This is a genomic window from Mycobacterium nebraskense, from assembly GCF_002102255.1.
GTDB classification, from domain to species: Bacteria; Actinomycetota; Actinomycetes; order Mycobacteriales; family Mycobacteriaceae; genus Mycobacterium; species Mycobacterium nebraskense.
Genome location: NZ_LQPH01000153.1, coordinates 53,123 through 69,834, shown reverse-complemented (window position 1 = coordinate 69,834; position 16,712 = coordinate 53,123). Strand labels below are relative to the sequence as shown.

Here is a 16,712-nt window from a genome sequence, read left to right as displayed (position 1 = left end):
CTCCGGGCGGGGCTAGGCCGGGGGGCGAAACACCTTGCCGCGCAGTATCACCAGATCCGGACGATGCAGCACGTCCGGGCCCGACCGCGGGTCGTCCGAATAGCACAGCAGGTCGGCGGACTCGCCGTGATCGAGCCCAGGGCGGCCCAGCCAGCGGCGCGCTTCCCAGCACGCCGCACCCAAAGCCTCCGTCGGGGTCATCCCGATGCCCTTGAGCGCTTCGACCTCGTCGGCGATGCGCCCGGGCGCGACCATGGTGCCGGCGTCACTTCCGGCGTAGATCGGCACGCCCGCATCACGGGCCGCGGCGATCCGCGACAGGCCCCGGGCATGCAGGTCGCGCATGTGAGCGGCGTAAGTCGGGTACTTCGCGGCAGCGGCGTCGGCGATACCGGGGAAATTCTCGACGATGTTGACCAGCGTGGGGACCAGCACGGTTCCGTGCTCGACCATCAGCGCGATGGTGTCATCGGTGAGGCCGGTGCCGTGTTCGATGCAGTCGATGCCTGCGCTGATCAGCCCGGGTAGCGCGTCCTCACTGAAGACGTGCGCGGTGACGCGGGCGCCATGGGCGTGTGCGGTCTCGATGGCGGCCTTGAGCACGTCGTCGGACCACAGCGGGGCGAGATCGCCGACGCTGCGATCGATCCAGTCGCCGACGAGCTTGATCCAGCCGTCCCCGCGGCGCGCCTCCTCGGCCACCGCCTCGGGCAGTTGCCACTCGTCTGCCAGCTCGCGTGAGAAGCCCGCTGCATAGCGCCTGGGCCTGGCCAGATGCTTTCCGGCCCGGATGATGCGCGGCAGATCGTCGTGGTCGTCGAGGCTGCGGGTGTCGGTGGGTGAGCCGCAGTCTCGTAGTAGCAGCGCACCGACGTCGCGTTCGATTTCGGCTTGGGCGATCGCGTCATCGAGCGGGATCTCGCCGTGGTCACCGAGGCCGACGTGACAGTGGGCGTCGACCAGTCCGGGCACAATCCAGCCGCCGTCAAAGACGGTGTCTGCCCCGGTGACGGGCTCCGTGCTGATGCGTCCGTCGAGGATCCATAGTTCGGTTGGGGTCGCGTCGGGCAGCCCGACACCTCGCACGTGCATGCGCACGGCGGGTTACTTTCGTCCCGGGTTGCCTGGGAACTTGAGCTTGGACAGGTCGAAGTCCGCCAGCCCGGGCGGCAGCTCGTTGAGGCCCTCGGGCATGTGCGACAGGTCGGGGAGTCCTGCCGGCATGCCCGGCATTGGGGCGCCGAACGGGTTCCTGACCTTGGGCGGCGTCGGGCCCCGTCCGCCCTTCTTACCCTTCTTGCCTTTCGCGCCCTTGGCCTTTCGTGTCGCCGATTTGCGGCCCATGCCGGGGATGCCCATCCCGCCGAGCATCGACGACATCATCTTGCGCGCCTCGAAGAAACGGTCGACCAGCTGGTTCACGTCGGACACCGAGACGCCCGACCCGTTGGCGATCCGCAGCCGCCGAGACGCGTTGATGATCTTCGGGTCGGCCCGCTCTGCGGGCGTCATGCCGCGAATGATGGCCTGCAGGCGGTCGAGTTGCTTGTCGTCGACCTGGGCCAGCGCCTCTTTCATCTGCCCGGCCCCGGGCAGCATGCCCAGCAGGTTGCCGATCGGACCCATCTTGCGGATGGCGAGCATCTGTTCCAGGAAGTCCTCGAGCGTCAGCTCGCCGGTGCCGATCTTGGCGGCGGCGGCCTCGGCCTGCTCGGCGTCGAAGACCTGCTCGGCCTGTTCGATCAGGCTCAGCACGTCGCCCATGCCCAGGATGCGGCCGGCCATCCGGTCGGGGTGGAAGACGTCGAAGTCCTCCAGCTTCTCGCCGGTGGAGGCGAAAAGGATTGGGACGCCGGTCACCTCGCGCACCGACAACGCGGCGCCACCGCGGGCGTCACCGTCGAGCTTGGTCAGCACCACCCCGGTGAAGCCGACGCCCTCGCGGAAGGCCTCCGCGGTGGTCACGGCATCCTGGCCGATCATCGCGTCCAGCACGAACAGGACTTCGTCGGGATTGACGGCGTCGCGGATGGCCGCGGCCTGGGCCATCAATTCTTCGTCGATGCCCAGCCGGCCGGCGGTGTCGACGATGACGACGTCGAAGTGCTTGGCCTGGGCCTCGGCCAGCCCCGCCGCCGCGACCGCGACTGGGTCGCCGGGCCCCGATTCGGGAGACTCGCCGGGGTGGGGCGCGAACACCGGTACCCCGGCGCGCTCACCGACGACTTGCAGCTGGTTCACCGCGGCCGGCCGCTGCAGGTCGCACGCCACCAACAGCGGAGTGTGCCCCTGCCCGCGCAGCCACGCGGCCAGCTTTCCGGCCAGCGAGGTCTTACCGGAACCCTGCAGACCGGCGAGCATCACGACGGTCGGCGGCGTCTTGGCGAACGCCAACTGCCGGGTCTCCCCACCCAGGATGCCGATGAGCTCTTCGTTGACGATCTTGACGACCTGCTGCGCCGGGTTGAGGGCACCGGAGACCTCGGCGCCCCTGGCGCGGTCCTTGATCCGGGTGACGAACGCGCGCACCACGGGCAAGGACACGTCGGCTTCCAGCAGCGCCAGCCGAATCTCGCGGGTGGTGGCCTCGATGTCGGCGTCGGTCAGTCGACCCTTGCCGCGTAGTCCCTGAAGGGCACCGGTCAACCGGTCGGACAGCGATTCAAACACCCCGCCAGCCTAGTGGAGCCCGGCGCGGCAGGCCCGGCGCAGCCCATCGGCCGCGACACTGCAACTACGCACACGACACGCCGATAAAGGTGTGCGTGGTTTCAGTCTCGGCGCGTCGGCGAACGCGCGGCTGGCCGCACACCCGACGTGTCGAAGGGCTTGACGGCCTGCCGCCAGCAAACAAAAGTCAGCTCATGCTCGAGGTGATCGACAAAGGGTCCTGCACCCGAGACCATCCGGTGCCGCTGCTCTTCGTGCACGGCGGCTGGCACGGCGCGTGGTGCTGGGAACACTTCCTGGACTTCTTCGCCGATGCGGGCTACCGCGCCGCCGCCGTGAGCCTGCGCGGACACGGCGCCAGTCCGACGGCGAAGCCGTTGCACAAGGTTTCCATCGCCGACTACATCGACGATGTGCGTTCGGTGTCCGACAAGCTGGGCGGGCCGGTGCTGATCGGCCATTCGCTGGGCGGCTTCGTGATCCAGCGCCACCTCGAAGACCGAACCGCCCCGGCCGCAGTGCTGGTGGGCTCCGTCCCGCCGCAGGGCGTGCTCACATTGGCAATGCGAGTCTGGCGCCGCCGACCGTCGATGACCATGGAAGCGTGGAGCGACCGCTCGCTGCTGAAATTCCTCGCCACCCCGGCTCTGGCCCGCGAGTACCTGTTCTGCGCCGACACGCCCGAGGCCATCGTCGAATCCTGCCGGCAACGCGCCGGGGCCGAGAGCGTCCGCGCCGCCATGACCGATCCGATGGTCCGCCGCGTCAGAACCCGGCGGGTGACCACGCCGATCCTGGTCCTCGGCGCCCGGTACGACGGCTTCGTCAGCGTCGGCGAGGTGCGCGCCACGGCGCGCGCCTACCGGACCGAGCCGGAATTCTTCTCGATGGGACACAACATGATGCTCGAGCCGGGATGGGCTGACGTCGCCGAACGCATCCACGCGTGGCTGGTCGCCCGCGACCTGGTGAGCCGGGCACGGTAACCGCGCTCGAGTCGTTACTGCGCCGAAAAGCGTTGGCGTGCTAGATTTCACAGCCACCGCTTAACCGCGCTGACCGCGTCGACAACTGCAACTACGGGGGGAATGTCCGTGCAACCGCTCGCTCGCACGGAGTCCTCCGTCGACGACGGCGGCCGGGCGCTGCGCGGCTGGCAGCGCCGGGCGTTGGTGAAATACCTGGCCGGCCAACCGCGTGATTTCCTGGCCGTGGCAACCCCGGGATCGGGGAAGACGACGTTCGCCTTGCGGGTGGCAGCCGAACTGCTGAGCCAGCGCGCCGTCGAGCAGATCACGGTCGTGGTGCCCACCGAGCACCTCAAGGTGCAGTGGGCGCAGGCCGCGGCACGGCACGGCATCGCCCTGGACCCGAGGTTTTCCAACTCCGATGCCCACACGTCGGGCGAGTACCACGGTGTGATGGTCACCTACGCCCAGGTGGCCGCGCATCCGACGCTGCACCGGGTGCGCACCGAGCAGCGCAAGACGCTGGTGGTCTTCGACGAGATCCACCACGGCGGTGACGCCAAGACCTGGGGTGACGCCATCCGCGAGGCCTTCAGCGATGCCACGCGCCGGCTCGCACTGACGGGCACGCCCTTTCGCAGCGACGACAGCCCCATCCCGTTCGTCGCGTACGAATCGGGCGCCGACGGGGTGCGGCGTTCGCAGGCCGACCACACCTACGGCTATGCCGAGGCTCTCGCCGACGGGGTGGTCCGGCCGGTGGTGTTCCTGGCCTACTCCGGGGAAGCGCGCTGGCGGGACAGCGCCGGCGAGGAGCACGCGGCGCGGCTGGGCGAGCCGCTGACCGCCGAACACACGGCGCGGGCCTGGCGGACGGCGCTCGACCCCGCCGGTGAATGGATGCCCGCGGTGATCGCGGCCGCCGACCAGCGGCTGCGCCAGAAACGCGCGCACGTGCCCGACGCCGGCGGCATGATCATCGCCTCCGACCGCACCGCGGCCCGCGCCTACGCCGCCCTGCTGACGACGCTGACCTCCGAGGCGCCGACGGTGGTGCTGTCCGACGATCCCGGATCGTCCGCGCGCATCAGCGAATTCGCCGCCGGTACCAGCCGGTGGCTGGTCGCGGTTCGCATGGTCTCCGAAGGCGTGGACGTGCCCCGGCTCTCGGTCGGCATCTACGCCACCAGCGCCTCGACTCCCCTGTTCTTCGCACAGGCCATCGGCCGGTTCGTGCGGTCGCGCCGGCCGGGCGAGACCGCGAGCATCTTCCTGCCGTCGGTGCCCAATCTGCTGCAGCTTGCCAGCGAGCTGGAGGCCCAGCGCAACCACGTGCTCGGGGAGCCGCACCGCCCAGCCGACGATCCCCTCGATGGTGATCCCGCCATCAGGAGGCAGACCGAGAAGACCGAAACCGACACCGGATTCACCTCACTGGGCGCGGACGCCGAACTGGATCAGGTGATCTTCGACGGGTCGTCGTTCGGCACCGCCGCACCGGCCGGCAGCGACGAGGAGGCCGACTACCTCGGCATCCCGGGTCTGCTCGATGCCCAGCAGATGCGGGAGCTGCTGCACCGCCGCCAGGACGAACAGCTCCAGCGACGGGCCGCGCAGGGGGCGACGGCCGCGATGTCGGCGCCGCCGTCGATGCACGGCCAGCTGCGCGAGCTGCGCCGCGAGCTCAACACCCTCGTGTCGGCCACCCATCACCGAATCGGCAAGCCGCACGGCTGGATTCACAGCGAACTTCGCCGTCGTTGCGGAGGGCCGCCGATCGCCGCCGCGACCCGCGAGCAGATCCAGGCCCGCATCGAGGCCCTGCGTCGGCTCAACGCCGAGCACTCCTAGTCGCCGACCGGCTCCTCGAGCACTTCGACCGCGGGGCCGCCCAATACCGCCAGCAGGTTCTGCTCGATCGCGGCTCGCGCGTCGTGCTCGGCGTGTGCCGGCACAGTCACGCAGAAGACGTCAGCCGCCGTCGACCCGAAGGTGTTGACCTTGGCCCAGACGATGTCCGCGCTCGCACGTTCCAGCGCACTGGTCAGCAGCGCGAGCAGACCCACGCGATCCATGGCCCGGACTTCGAAGATCAACTGGCCGACCGTCGTGGTGTCGAGCCACAGGATGCGTGGCGGAGCGGTCGAACGGGTGACGGGCACCCCGGCCTGAATCTCGCCGGCGCGCGCAGTCGCGGCGCTGACGGCATCGCTGTCTTTCCTCTCCAGCGTGCCGAGGGCATCGAGGTCGCCGACCAGGGCGCCCTTGAATTGTTGCCGCAGCAAGCCTGATTCGGGCGGCGAGCCGAACAGCGGCGACACGACGAACTCGACGATCGCGACGCCCTCGTGAATGTTGGCCAACGCCGAGTGGATTCGCAGCGAGTTCAAGGCCAGCACCGCGGCGGCTTTCGACACCAGCCCCCGCTGGTTTGGCGCGAGCATCACCGCGGTCAACCGCTCCTGGTCTCCGGGGTTGATCTCCACGTGCACCTCGCGGCCGGCAGCCAGCGAAAGATAGTGCGGCGCAATCGGTTCCGCCTCCGGAAGCGGCTCACCGGCCATCACCAGCCGGCAACGACGGACCAGGTCCTCGATCAACGACGCCTTCCAGTCGCTCCACACCCCCGGCCCGGTGGCCTTCGAATCCGCCTCCGCGAGCGCGTGCAGGAGCTCGAGCAGTTGTGGGTCGCCGTGCAGGGCCGCGGCCACCGACTCGATGGTCGTGGGGTCGTTGAGGTCACTTCGGGTAGCCGTGATCGGCAGCAGTAGGTGATGGCGGACCATGCCCGCCAGCGTGTCGGTGTCCTGGGCCGACAGCCCCAGCCTGTTGCCGATCGGGATCGTCAATTCCGCGCCGAGCACGCAGTGGTCCGTGCCGCGCCCCTTGCCGATGTCGTGCAGCAGCGCACCCAGCGCAAGCAGGTCCGATCGCGCCACGCGGGTGGTGAGCGGGGCCGCGTTGACGGCGGTTTCGACGATGTGACGGTCGACGGTCCACTTGTGCGAGACGTCGCGCGGCGGAAGGTCGCGGACCGCGTCCCATTCCGGGAAGAGGCGACCCCACAGCCCGGTCCGGTCCAGCGACTCGATGGTGTTCACCGCGGTGGGCCCCGCCAGGAGCACGACCAGTAGGTCGTCCAGCGCCTCCCGCGGCCATGGCGACGGCAGGTCCGGAACGTTGTCGGCCAGCCGTTTGAGCGTGCCGGCGGCGATGGGCAGGCCGGTGTCCGCCGACGCGGCCGCGACTCGCAGCACCAACCCGGGATCGGTTTGGGGTTGGGCGTCGCGGGCGAGCACCACCTCGCCGTCGTACTCGACCACGCCCTCGTCCAACGGTCGCCGCTTCGGGCGCCGCACCAGAGCGGTGATGCCGCGCCGGGGCAGCGCGTTCTGCGCGGTCCGCAGCCCGGTTTCGGCGTGGTAGGCGATGGTGCGACTGGCACTCGACAGCATGCGCGACAACGCAAATCGGTCCCCGACGCCCAACGCGGCGCTCACCTCGTCGGCGAACTGCGCCAGCAGTTGATCGCGTCCTCGTCCGGAAACCCGGTGCAGTTCGGTGCGCACGTCGAGCAGCGTCAGATATGCGGCGTCCAGCGAGCCCCCCGGCGCGTCCGGATGGCCCATGCCGTGGCGGTCGATGAGCTGCGCCACGCCCAGCGCGTCAAGCAGTTGGACGTCGCGCAGCCCGCCGCGCCCCGACTTCAGGTCCGGCTCGGCCCGCTGCGCGATTCGCCAACACCGTTGCCAGCGTTCGTATGTCATGGCGACGAGCTCGTCCATGCGGGATCGGATTGCGCTGCGCCACTGCCGTCGCGCCCCGTCGATGAGTTCCGCCGACAGCCGCTCGTCCCCGGCGATGTGTCGCGCGTCCAGCATGCCCAGCGCGGCCACCAGGTCGCTATTGGCGACGCCCAGAGCCCCGGACACCGTCCGCACGCTGTGGTCCAGCCGAACGTTGGCGTCCCACAGCGGATACCACAGCCCGTCGGCGACCCGCTGCAGCACCGCGTCAGACTTGTTGTCGTGCAACAACATCAGGTCGAGATCGGAATACGGCAGCAGCTCGCGGCGGCCCAAACCGCCGACCCCGACGATCGCGAAACCGCTGCCGTCGGTGATGCCGATCTCGTCGGCCTTGGCGACCAGCCAGGATTCGTGGAGCTCCAGCCAGGCTTTCCGCAGCTCCGCCGCGCCGAGTTGACTGCCTTCCGACAGCAGCTGGCGCCGCGCGGCAGCCAAATCGATTGCCCCGCCGGCGCTTCGGATCCCCGCTCCAGATGACCCGGACGGGTCGGGTGGGCTTGTCATACCCTCCCGGCCCGTCCGGCCTGGTTCAGAAATGTGCGGCTACGGTCAGAGGGCATCGGTTCCGCGTTCACCCGTGCGCACTCGCACAATGGTTTCCACGGGGGTGACCCAGACCTTGCCGTCACCGATCTTGCCGGTGCGCGCCGACCGGACGATGCTGTCCACGACCTTGTCCACGATGGAATCGTCGACCACGACCTCAATTCGCACCTTCGGCACGAAATCCACCGAGTATTCAGCACCCCGGTAAACCTCGGTGTGGCCCTTCTGCCGCCCGTACCCCTGGATTTCGCTGACCGTCATCCCCAGGACGCCCGCGTCCTCGAGGCTGGTCTTCACGTCATCGAGGGTGAACGGCTTCACGATTGCGGTGACTAGCTTCATGCCTGCTCTGCCTCCACTTTGTCGCCCACTCGATCCTTCTCCAGGCCGTTACGGTCATCCACCGGAGTCCGCGCCGCCGGAAGACCGGATCCTTGCCCACCGATCGTTCCGAAATCGTAACCGCTCTCCGCGTGCTCAGACTCGTCGATGCCGGTTGATTCCTCCTCGGCGCCGACACGCAACCCGATGGTGTACTTCAGGATCAAAGCCAAGATTAGCGTGACGATGCCCGAGTAGAAGAGTACGGCGAACGCGCCGACCGCCTGCCGTTCCAGCTGGGCCCAACCGCCGCCGTAGAACAATCCCTTCGATACCCCGGCCACACCGTTGATGGCCGTGGACTCCGGCGCGGCGAGCAGTCCGACCAGCAACGTGCCCGCCAGCCCGCCGACCATGTGCACCCCGACCACGTCGAGCGAGTCGTCGAAGCCGAACCTGAATTTCAGCCCGACCGCCAGCGCGCACACCACCCCGGCCACCGCGCCGACGACGATCGCGCCCAGGACGTTGACCGACGAGCAGGACGGTGTGATGGCGACCAGTCCGGCGACGATGCCGGACGCCGCTCCCAGCGTCGTGGGTTTCCCGTCGCGGATGCGCTCGGTCAGCAGCCACGCGAGCATGGCCGTGGCCGTGGCGACCGTGGTGGTCATGAACGTCGCTCCGGCCGAGCCGTTCGAGCTGGTCGCCGAACCGGCGTTGAACCCGAACCAGCCGAACCACAGCAAGCCGGCGCCGAGCATCACGAAAGGCAGGTTGTGCGGCCGGAACAGCGTGGTCGGCCACCCGCGGCGCTTGCCCAGGACGATCGCCAACGCCAGGCCTGCCACACCGGAGTTGATATGGACCGCCGTCCCTCCGGCGAAGTCGATGGCGTGCAGCTTGTTGTTGATCCAGCCACCGTGCTCGGACGCGAAGCCGTCGGCGGCGAAGACCCAGTGCGCGACCGGGAAGTAGACCAACGTCGCCCACAGTCCGGCGAACACCAGCCAGGCGGTGAACTTGAGCCGATCGGCCACCGCGCCCGAGATCAGCGCGACGGTGATGATCGCGAACATCAGCTGGAAGGCCACGAACACGGTCGCGGGCATGGTGCCGGCCAGCGGGATGTCGACCTGCGTGACGCCCTTGCTCGGGTCCGCCTTGACGGCGTTGCCGCCGATAAGCTTTGCCAGGCCCCAGTAATCGGTCGGATTGCCTACGACGCCGCCCCGGTCGTCACCGAACGACATCGAGTAGCCGTAGAGCACCCAGAGCACGGTCACCACGCCCATGGAGCTGATGCTCATCATGATCATGTTGAGCACGCTTCTGGTGCGCACCATGCCGCCGTAGAAGAACGCAAGGCCAGGCGTCATCAACAGCACTAGCGCGGAACTCGCCAACATCCAGGCGGTATCGCCGGTATCGGGTTGGCCCAATTGCGGGAATGCCACTCGCTCACCTCCGGTCGGACATGAATGGCCGTCAGGCGACGCCTGTGACCTGATCCAGAACCTTGCGCAACGGTTGTTTCCGCAGTGGGGCCACCGTGTTTCGGCGGTATTAACGTCGCGCTCGCCGTGTAAGGGGTTCAGCCGAGCAGGGCGTCGACGAAGGCGCCCGGCTCGAACGGCGCCAGGTCGTCGGGACCCTCCCCAAGCCCGACCAGCTTCACCGGCACCCCGAGTTCCTGTTGGACGCGGAATACGATGCCGCCCTTGGCCGTACCGTCCAGCTTGGTCAGCACGGCGCCGGTGATCTCGACGACCTCGGCGAACACCCGCGCCTGGGCCAGCCCGTTCTGCCCGATGGTGGCGTCGAGCACCAGCAACACCTCGTCGACCGCGGCGCGTCGTGTTACCACGCGTTTAACCTTGTCGAGCTCGTCCATCAGCCCGACCTTGGTGTGCAGCCGGCCTGCGGTGTCGATGAGCACCACGTCGGCGCCCGAGGCGATGCCCTTGTCGACGGCGTCGAACGCCACCGATGCGGGGTCGGCACCTTCGGCCCCGCGCACCACCTCCGCGCCCACCCGGGACGCCCAGGTTTGCAGCTGATCGGCCGCGGCGGCGCGGAAGGTGTCGGCGGCGCCGAGCACGACACGACGTCCGTCGGCCACCAGCACCCGCGCCAACTTGCCGACGGTAGTGGTCTTTCCGGTGCCGTTCACGCCGACCACCAGCAGCACCGCCGGGTGATCGGCGTGCGGCAGGGCGCGGATCGAGCGGTCCATGTCGGGGTGCAGCTCCCGGATCAGCACGTCGCGCAGTACGGCCTTCGCGTCGGCCTCGTTGCGCACGTCGCTGCTGGCCAGGCGGCTGCGCAGCTGCGCCATCACCGACTCGGTGACCACCGGGCCCAGGTCGGCGACCAGCAGGGTGTCCTCGACATCCTGCCAGGCGTCTTCGTCGAGATCGCCGCCGCCGATCAGGCCCAGCACGCTGCGTCCCAGCGCGTTCTGCGACTTGGCCAGCCGGCCGCGGAGTCGCTCCAGGCGGCCTTCGGGCGGCGCGATGGCCTCGATCTCGGGGGCGGCCGGCGCCTCGGCGGGTGCCGGCGGCTCGGGGGGTGGCGGGGCTACCGGAGGCGCCGCGATGGTCCCCGGTTCGGGGAGTTCGACCTCCGAGATCGTGCGACGTGGAACGTCGCGCGGAATGGTGGCGTCGTCGCCGACCGCGGGGAGGCCCGTGGTGTCGAGCCGATCGGCCGGCGCGGTCTGGCTGAAGGTGATGCCGGACGACGCGGTGTAGCCGCCCGACCGGTCGATCGCGCCGGACTCCGGCTTGGCCGTGAAGCTGATCCGCCGGCGGCGGTACCGCGCCAGGCCCAGGACCAGCGCGGCGATGAGAACCAGAATGGCGACGACCGCGATGGCGATCCAAAGACCTTGCGACACGCTGCCATTGTTTCAAGCGGCACGGCGCCGATTGGACCGGGCCTCGCTCGATGGCGCGACCTGGGGCACCTCCCGCTTGCGGGGGACTTCGCCCGGCTATGCCGCGCTTGCGATCGCCGCTAGCTCGATGGCGGCGACCTGGGGGCACCTCCCGCTTGCGGGGGACTCCGCCCGGCTATGCCGCGCTTGCGATCACCGCTAGCTCGTAACCAGCTGCTCCACCTGCTGCCCGCGCATCCGCTGCGAGATGACCGCGGTGATGCCGTCGCCCTGCATGGTCACGCCGTACAGCGCGTCGGCGACCTCCATCGTCGGCTTCTGGTGCGTGATGATGATGAGCTGCGACCGCTCCCGCAGCAGCTCGAACAGGCTGATCAGCCGGCGCAGGTTGGTGTCGTCGAGCGCGGCCTCCACCTCGTCCATGATGTAGAACGGCGACGGGCGGGCGCGGAAGATGGCGACCAGCATCGCGACCGCGGTCAGCGCCTTCTCGCCACCGGACAGCAACGACAGCCGGGTGATCTTCTTGCCTGGCGGGCGCGCCTCCACCTCGATGCCGGTCGTGAGCATGTCGTCCGGGTCGGTCAGCCGCAGCCGGCCCTCGCCACCGGGGAACAGCACGGTGAAGACTTCCCGGAATTCGCGTTCCACGTCGACGAAGGCGTCGCTGAACACCTGCAGGATGCGGGCGTCGACGTCGGCGACGACGTCGAGCAGGTCCTTGCGGGCCCCCTTGACGTCTTCGAGCTGGGTGGACAGGAAGTTGTAGCGCTCCTCCAGCGCGGCGAACTCCTCCAGCGCCAGCGGGTTGACCCGCCCTAGCTCGGCGAGCTCACGCTCGGCGCGTTTGGCCCGCCGCTCCTGGGTGGCCCGGTCATACGGCATCGGCGCCGGCGCGACGACTTGCTCACCGCGTTCCCGGGCTTGCTCGAATTCGGCCATCTCGAGCTCGGTGGGCGGGAGCGCCACATCCGGCCCGTACTCAGCGATCAGGTCGGGCGGTGCCATTCCGAACTGCTCCAGCACCATCTGCTCGAGCTGCTCGATGCGCATCGCCGCCTGCGCGTTGGCCACCTCGTCACGGTGCAGCGAGTCGGTGAGCGTGGCCACCCGGGCGTTCAACGCGTTCACCTCGTCGCGCACCGCCGCCATCGCCGTCGCTCGTTCCCGCCGCTCGGCCGCCAACGCGTCGCGGATCTTCGACGTCGCCCCGACCACCCGGTCCAGCCGCTGCGCCAGCAGCCGCCCGGCGTCGGCCACCGCCGCGGCGACCGCGGCCGCGCGCAGCCGCGCCTCGCGCGCCTGCTGGGCCCTCAGCCGTGCCTCGCGTTCCGCGGCCGCGGCACGGCGCAGGGAATCCGCGCGTCCGCGCACCGCGTTGGCCCGCTCCTCGGCGGTCCGCACGGCCAGCCGGGCCTCCACCTCGGCACTGCGCGCGCCTTCGGCCGCGGCGGCGATCCGCTGGCGGACCTCCGCGTGGTTGGGCTGTTCCGCGTGCACGTCCTGCGTCTCTTGGGCGTTGCGCAGCCGGTTTTCCAGTTCCGTGACTTCTTCGACTGTCTGCGCGCGGCCCGCTTCGAGCTCCTCGCGCTGCCGCAGCAACCTGCTCCACTCGTCTTCGGTCGTGCGGGCTTCCTGGCCGAGCCGGCCCAGCTGCTCGTACATCGCCGAGATGGCGGTGTCGGATTCGTTGAGCGCGGCCAATGCCTGCTCGGCGGAGTCCTGGCGGGCGGCCTGCTCGGTCAGCGCGCCGGACAGCGCCGCGGTCAGCTGAGCGACCTGTGACTCTGCGGCCGCCAGCTCGCTGCCGGCCTTGTCGATTTCCGAGGTCACCTCGAGCGTGGACAGCTTGCGGTCGGAGCCCCCGCTCACCCAGCCGGCGCCCACCAGGTCGCCGTCGAGCGTGACCGCGCGCAACTGCGGGCGCTGCGCCACCAGCTCGAGCGCCTGATCCAGGTCGTCGACCACCGCGACACCCGAGAGCATCGCCGTGATGGCACCCCGCAGCCGCCCGGGCGCGTCGATCAAGTCCAGCGCCCACAGGGCGGTGCCCGGCAGGGCATCGCGCGACGCGGGGTGGTCGGCGGGCCAGTCGCCGAGCACCAGCGCCGCGCGTCCGCCGTCGGCCTGCTTGAGCGCGGCGACCGCGGATCGGGCCGCGCCGAAGCTTTCGGCGGCCAGCGCATCGGCCGCCGATCCCAACACCGCGGCCAGCGCCGCCTCGTATCCGGAGCGGACCTTGACCAGCTTGGCGATCGGCCCGAAAAGCCCTGTGCCAGAATGATTTTGGGTAAGCCAGGCCGCTCCGTCCTTGCGCTCCAGTCCGACCGACAGCGCGTCGATGCGGGCCCGCAGCGAGGCCACCCGGCGTTCGGCGTCGCGCTCGGCGGACTGCAGTTCGGCGACGCGTTCGTCGGCCAACCGCAACGCGGCCACGGTCCGCTCGTGGTGCTCGTCCAGGCCGACCTCGCCCTGGTCGAGCTCGCCGACGCGTGCCTGCACCGTCTCGAATTCCGCCTTGGACTGCTGCGCGCGGGCGGCGGCCTGTTCGATGCGTTCGGACAGCCGCGCGACGCTGTCGTCGATCGATTCGACGCGCGCCCGCATGGTCTCCACCTGACCGGCCAGCCGCGCCAGGCCCTCGCGCCGGTCCGCCTCGGCCCGCACCGCCGCCATGTGGGCCCGGTCGGCCTCGGCGGCTTCGCGCTCGCGCTCGCCCAGTTCGGCACGGGCGGCATCGAGGCCCGCGCGCGCCTCGGCCAATTCGGCCAGCAATTGCTGCTCGGCGACCGCCACCCGCTCGGCCTCGGCTTCCAGCGCGTCTGGATCGGTGTCGCTCGGCGGCGCCGGTTCCACGTCGAGATGATGCGCGCGTTCGCTGGCGATGCGGACCGTCGCGGCGACTCGTTCGGCCAGCGCGGACAGCCCGAACCAGGTGTGCTGGATCGATTCGGCCCGGGCCGAGAGCTCGCCGACCGCCGCCTCATGCGCGGTGAGCTCTTCGGATGCCACGGCCAGGCGGGCGGCGGCCTCGTCGTGGTCGCGGCGGATGGCGGCCTCGGCCTCGAAGATCGCGTCGCGCTCGGTCTGCCGGTTGACCAGGTCGTCGGCAGCCAGGCGCAGCCGGGCGTCGCGCAGGTCGGCCTGGATGGTCTGGGCGCGGCGGGCCACCTCGGCCTGGCGGCCCAGCGGCTTGAGCTGGCGGCGCAACTCGGTGGTCAGGTCGGTGAGCCGGGCCAGGTTCGCCGACATCGCGTCGAGTTTGCGGAGGGCCTTTTCCTTGCGCTTGCGGTGCTTGAGCACGCCGGCGGCCTCTTCGATGAAGGCGCGACGGTCTTCGGGTCGCGACTGCAGGATCTCGTCGAGCTTGCCCTGCCCCACGATGACGTGCATCTCCCGGCCGATCCCGGAGTCGCTCAGCAGCTCTTGCACATCCATCAAACGGCAACTGGCGCCGTTGATTTCGTATTCGCTGGCGCCGTCACGGAACATGCGGCGGGTGATCGACACCTCCGAGTATTCGATCGGCAGCGCGTTGTCGGAGTTGTCGATGGTGACGGTGACTTCGGCGCGGCCCAGCGGGGCCCGCGACGAGGTGCCGGCGAAGATGACGTCTTCCATCTTGCCGCCGCGCAGGGTCTTTGCTCCCTGCTCCCCCATGACCCAGGCCAGGGCGTCGACGACGTTGGATTTGCCGGAACCGTTGGGCCCGACGACCGCGGTGATGCCCGGCTCGAAACGCAGAGTCGTCGGCGATGCGAAGGACTTGAAGCCCTTCAGCGTCAGACTCTTGAGGTACACGGCGAGCCAGACTACCGCTCAAATCGCCCGGGCCCCCCTCACCGCGGGGTGTCGCCTGTGTCGAAATATGGCCGCCAAACACACTCCGGCGCACTGGTCACAGGGGCCACATCAGTCACCGCAATAAAAGCATGTTGTGTGCTGAAACGTGATAGGTCCGGTGCTATCAGCGCTCGACGAAGCCCTCGAATCGTTCCTGCGGCCGCGACCAGTCGGCGACGACCTCGTCGACCTGCCCCGGCCTGGACGGCCACGACTCGCCGCCTTCCAGCAGTGCCAGGAGTTTCTCGCCGGCTTCGCGGGACCCCTGGGCGACCACCAGGACGCGGCCGTCGGCCTGGTTGGCCGCGTAGCCGGTGAGGCCCAGCTCGAGCGCCCGGCAGCGCGTCCACCAGCGGAAGCCGACACCCTGGACCTGCCCATGCACCCAGGCGGTGAGCCTGACGTCATGATCCGACATCGGCGACCTTGAAATTAACCTTTGTGCCGGCTTTCAGCGTGCGCCCGACGGTGCAGACCAGGTCGATCGCCCGGTCAACCACCACCAGCAGGCGCTCCTTCTCTTCCGCGGACAGTCCGGACAGATCGAGCTCGAGCGTCTCTTCCAGGAGCGGATAGACCTCGTTTTCACGGTCGGCGTCCCCGGACACCCTGACCACTGCTCTGTAGTCGTCGCCCAGCCGGCGGGCGAGCGGCTGGTCGCTGGACATCCCGCTGCACGCGGCGAGCGCGATCTTCAACAGCTCGCCGGGGGTGAACACGCCGTCGACGTCCTCCGAGCCGACGAGTACCTGCGCACCGCGCGAGCTGTATCCGGTGTAACGGCGCGATCCCGTGCGCTGCACCCATAGTTCGGTCATGCCCTACTTTTTACCGGGCGGCGCGTGCCCCGCGCCGCGGGCATACTGCGTTCCATGGCCACCGTGGTCGCATTCCACGCACATCCGGACGACGAGGTGATCCTCACCGGAGGCACGCTCGCGCGGGCGGCGGCGCGCGGGCATCGCGTGGTCGTCGTCACCGCGACCGACGGACGAATGCAGAACGAAGAAAGCGGCTTCCGGCTGGACGAATTGCGTTCGAGCGCAGAGATTTTAGGAGTGGACCGGGTCGAGTGCCTCGGCTACGCGGACAGCGGTTACGGCCCGCTGTTCTACCCGGACCCGCCGGGACGGGTCCGCTTCGGGCGAGCAAATGTCGAGCAGGCGGCGCAGCAACTCGCGGCGATTCTCAGCGAGGAAGACGCGGACCTCCTGCTCAGCTATCAGCCCAACGGCGGCTATGGGCACCGGGATCATGTCCAGGTGCATCGCGTCGGCAGGCGGGGCGCCGAACTCGCAGCGACACCGCGGGTGCTGGAGGCGACCATGCCGCGCGAATTACTGTTGCGCGTCGGCCATCTCGCCCGTGTGCTGCGGCTACCGGCGCCCTACGAGCCGGATGTCGCCCGCACCGCGTACGCGCCCCGGGCGAGCATCACCCACCGCATCGACGTCTTCGGTTTCGCGCGCCAGAAACGCGACGCGTTCGCCGCCCACCGCTCGCAGATCGGCGACTCCAGCGTGGGTGCTCGCTTGTACGGGGCCCTGCTTCGACTGCCACCCCAAACGTTCGGCCTGCTGTTTCCCCGCGAGTGGTACGTCGACCCGGCCTTACCGGCGGGGGCTGATCGCCGGGACATCTTCGATTGATCGAGCC

At 69.6% G+C, this 16,712-nt stretch carries 12 protein-coding genes; 3 read left to right on the top strand and 9 right to left on the bottom strand.

The features are described 5' to 3' along the window. Positions 1-12 precede the first annotated feature (12 nt). Complete coding sequence (locus tag AWC17_RS22655; protein WP_141224732.1) at positions 13-1,092, bottom strand: metal-dependent hydrolase family protein; 1,080 nt, start codon at positions 1,090-1,092, stop codon at positions 13-15. A 12-nt stretch (positions 1,093-1,104) separates the two neighbouring features. Further along, positions 1,105-2,670, bottom strand: coding sequence for a signal recognition particle protein (ffh, locus tag AWC17_RS22650; protein ID WP_046184436.1), 1,566 nt, complete (start codon positions 2,668-2,670; stop codon positions 1,105-1,107). Between the two features lie 194 nt (positions 2,671-2,864). Here ffh and AWC17_RS22645 point away from each other — a divergent pair, with 194 nt between their 5' ends. After that, positions 2,865-3,656, top strand: coding sequence for an alpha/beta hydrolase (locus AWC17_RS22645; protein WP_047321710.1), 792 nt, complete (start codon positions 2,865-2,867; stop codon positions 3,654-3,656). A 102-nt stretch (positions 3,657-3,758) separates the two neighbouring features. Continuing rightward, on the top strand, positions 3,759-5,489 hold the full coding sequence (locus tag AWC17_RS22640) for a DEAD/DEAH box helicase (protein WP_047321709.1): 1,731 nt from the start codon (positions 3,759-3,761) through the stop codon (positions 5,487-5,489). Here AWC17_RS22640 and AWC17_RS22635 read toward each other — a convergent pair. The 7 genes from AWC17_RS22635 to AWC17_RS22605 all read right to left on the bottom strand — a co-directional run bounded on the left by AWC17_RS22635 (position 5,486) and on the right by AWC17_RS22605 (position 15,874). Next, on the bottom strand, positions 5,486-7,951 hold the full coding sequence (locus AWC17_RS22635) for a [protein-PII] uridylyltransferase (RefSeq protein ID WP_141224725.1): 2,466 nt from the start codon (positions 7,949-7,951) through the stop codon (positions 5,486-5,488). The two genes, AWC17_RS22640 and AWC17_RS22635, sit on opposite strands and share 4 nt — an antisense overlap. Positions 7,952-7,996: 45 nt before the next feature. Beyond that, positions 7,997-8,335 carry a nitrogen regulatory protein P-II gene (glnB, locus tag AWC17_RS22630; RefSeq protein ID WP_046185924.1) on the bottom strand — a complete coding sequence of 113 codons (339 nt, stop codon included), beginning with the start codon at positions 8,333-8,335 and terminating at the stop codon, positions 7,997-7,999. Next, positions 8,332-9,723, bottom strand: a complete 1,392-nt coding sequence (locus AWC17_RS22625) for an ammonium transporter (RefSeq protein ID WP_046185926.1) — start codon at positions 9,721-9,723, stop codon at positions 8,332-8,334. The genes glnB and AWC17_RS22625 overlap by 4 nt, the downstream gene beginning before the upstream one ends. 185 nt (positions 9,724-9,908) lie before the next feature. Further along, the gene (gene ftsY, locus AWC17_RS22620) at positions 9,909-11,213 is read right to left on the bottom strand and encodes a signal recognition particle-docking protein FtsY (protein WP_047321708.1); all 1,305 of its coding nucleotides are present in this window, start codon (positions 11,211-11,213) and stop codon (positions 9,909-9,911) included. Between the two features lie 198 nt (positions 11,214-11,411). Then, positions 11,412-15,014 carry a chromosome segregation protein SMC gene (gene smc / locus AWC17_RS22615; protein ID WP_047321707.1) on the bottom strand — a complete coding sequence of 1,201 codons (3,603 nt, stop codon included), beginning with the start codon at positions 15,012-15,014 and terminating at the stop codon, positions 11,412-11,414. Positions 15,015-15,180: 166 nt separating this feature from the next. Continuing rightward, positions 15,181-15,474 carry an acylphosphatase gene (locus tag AWC17_RS22610; protein WP_046184900.1) on the bottom strand — a complete coding sequence of 98 codons (294 nt, stop codon included), beginning with the start codon at positions 15,472-15,474 and terminating at the stop codon, positions 15,181-15,183. Continuing rightward, entirely contained in the window at positions 15,461-15,874 is a 414-nt protein-coding gene (locus AWC17_RS22605; RefSeq protein ID WP_046184899.1) for an OsmC family protein, read from the bottom strand. Before AWC17_RS22605 ends, AWC17_RS22610 begins: the two co-directional genes overlap by 14 nt. A 54-nt stretch (positions 15,875-15,928) precedes the next feature. Here AWC17_RS22605 and AWC17_RS22600 point away from each other — a divergent pair, with 54 nt between their 5' ends. Then, positions 15,929-16,705 carry a PIG-L deacetylase family protein gene (locus AWC17_RS22600; RefSeq protein WP_046184906.1) on the top strand — a complete coding sequence of 259 codons (777 nt, stop codon included), beginning with the start codon at positions 15,929-15,931 and terminating at the stop codon, positions 16,703-16,705. Positions 16,706-16,712: the final 7 nt, after the last annotated feature.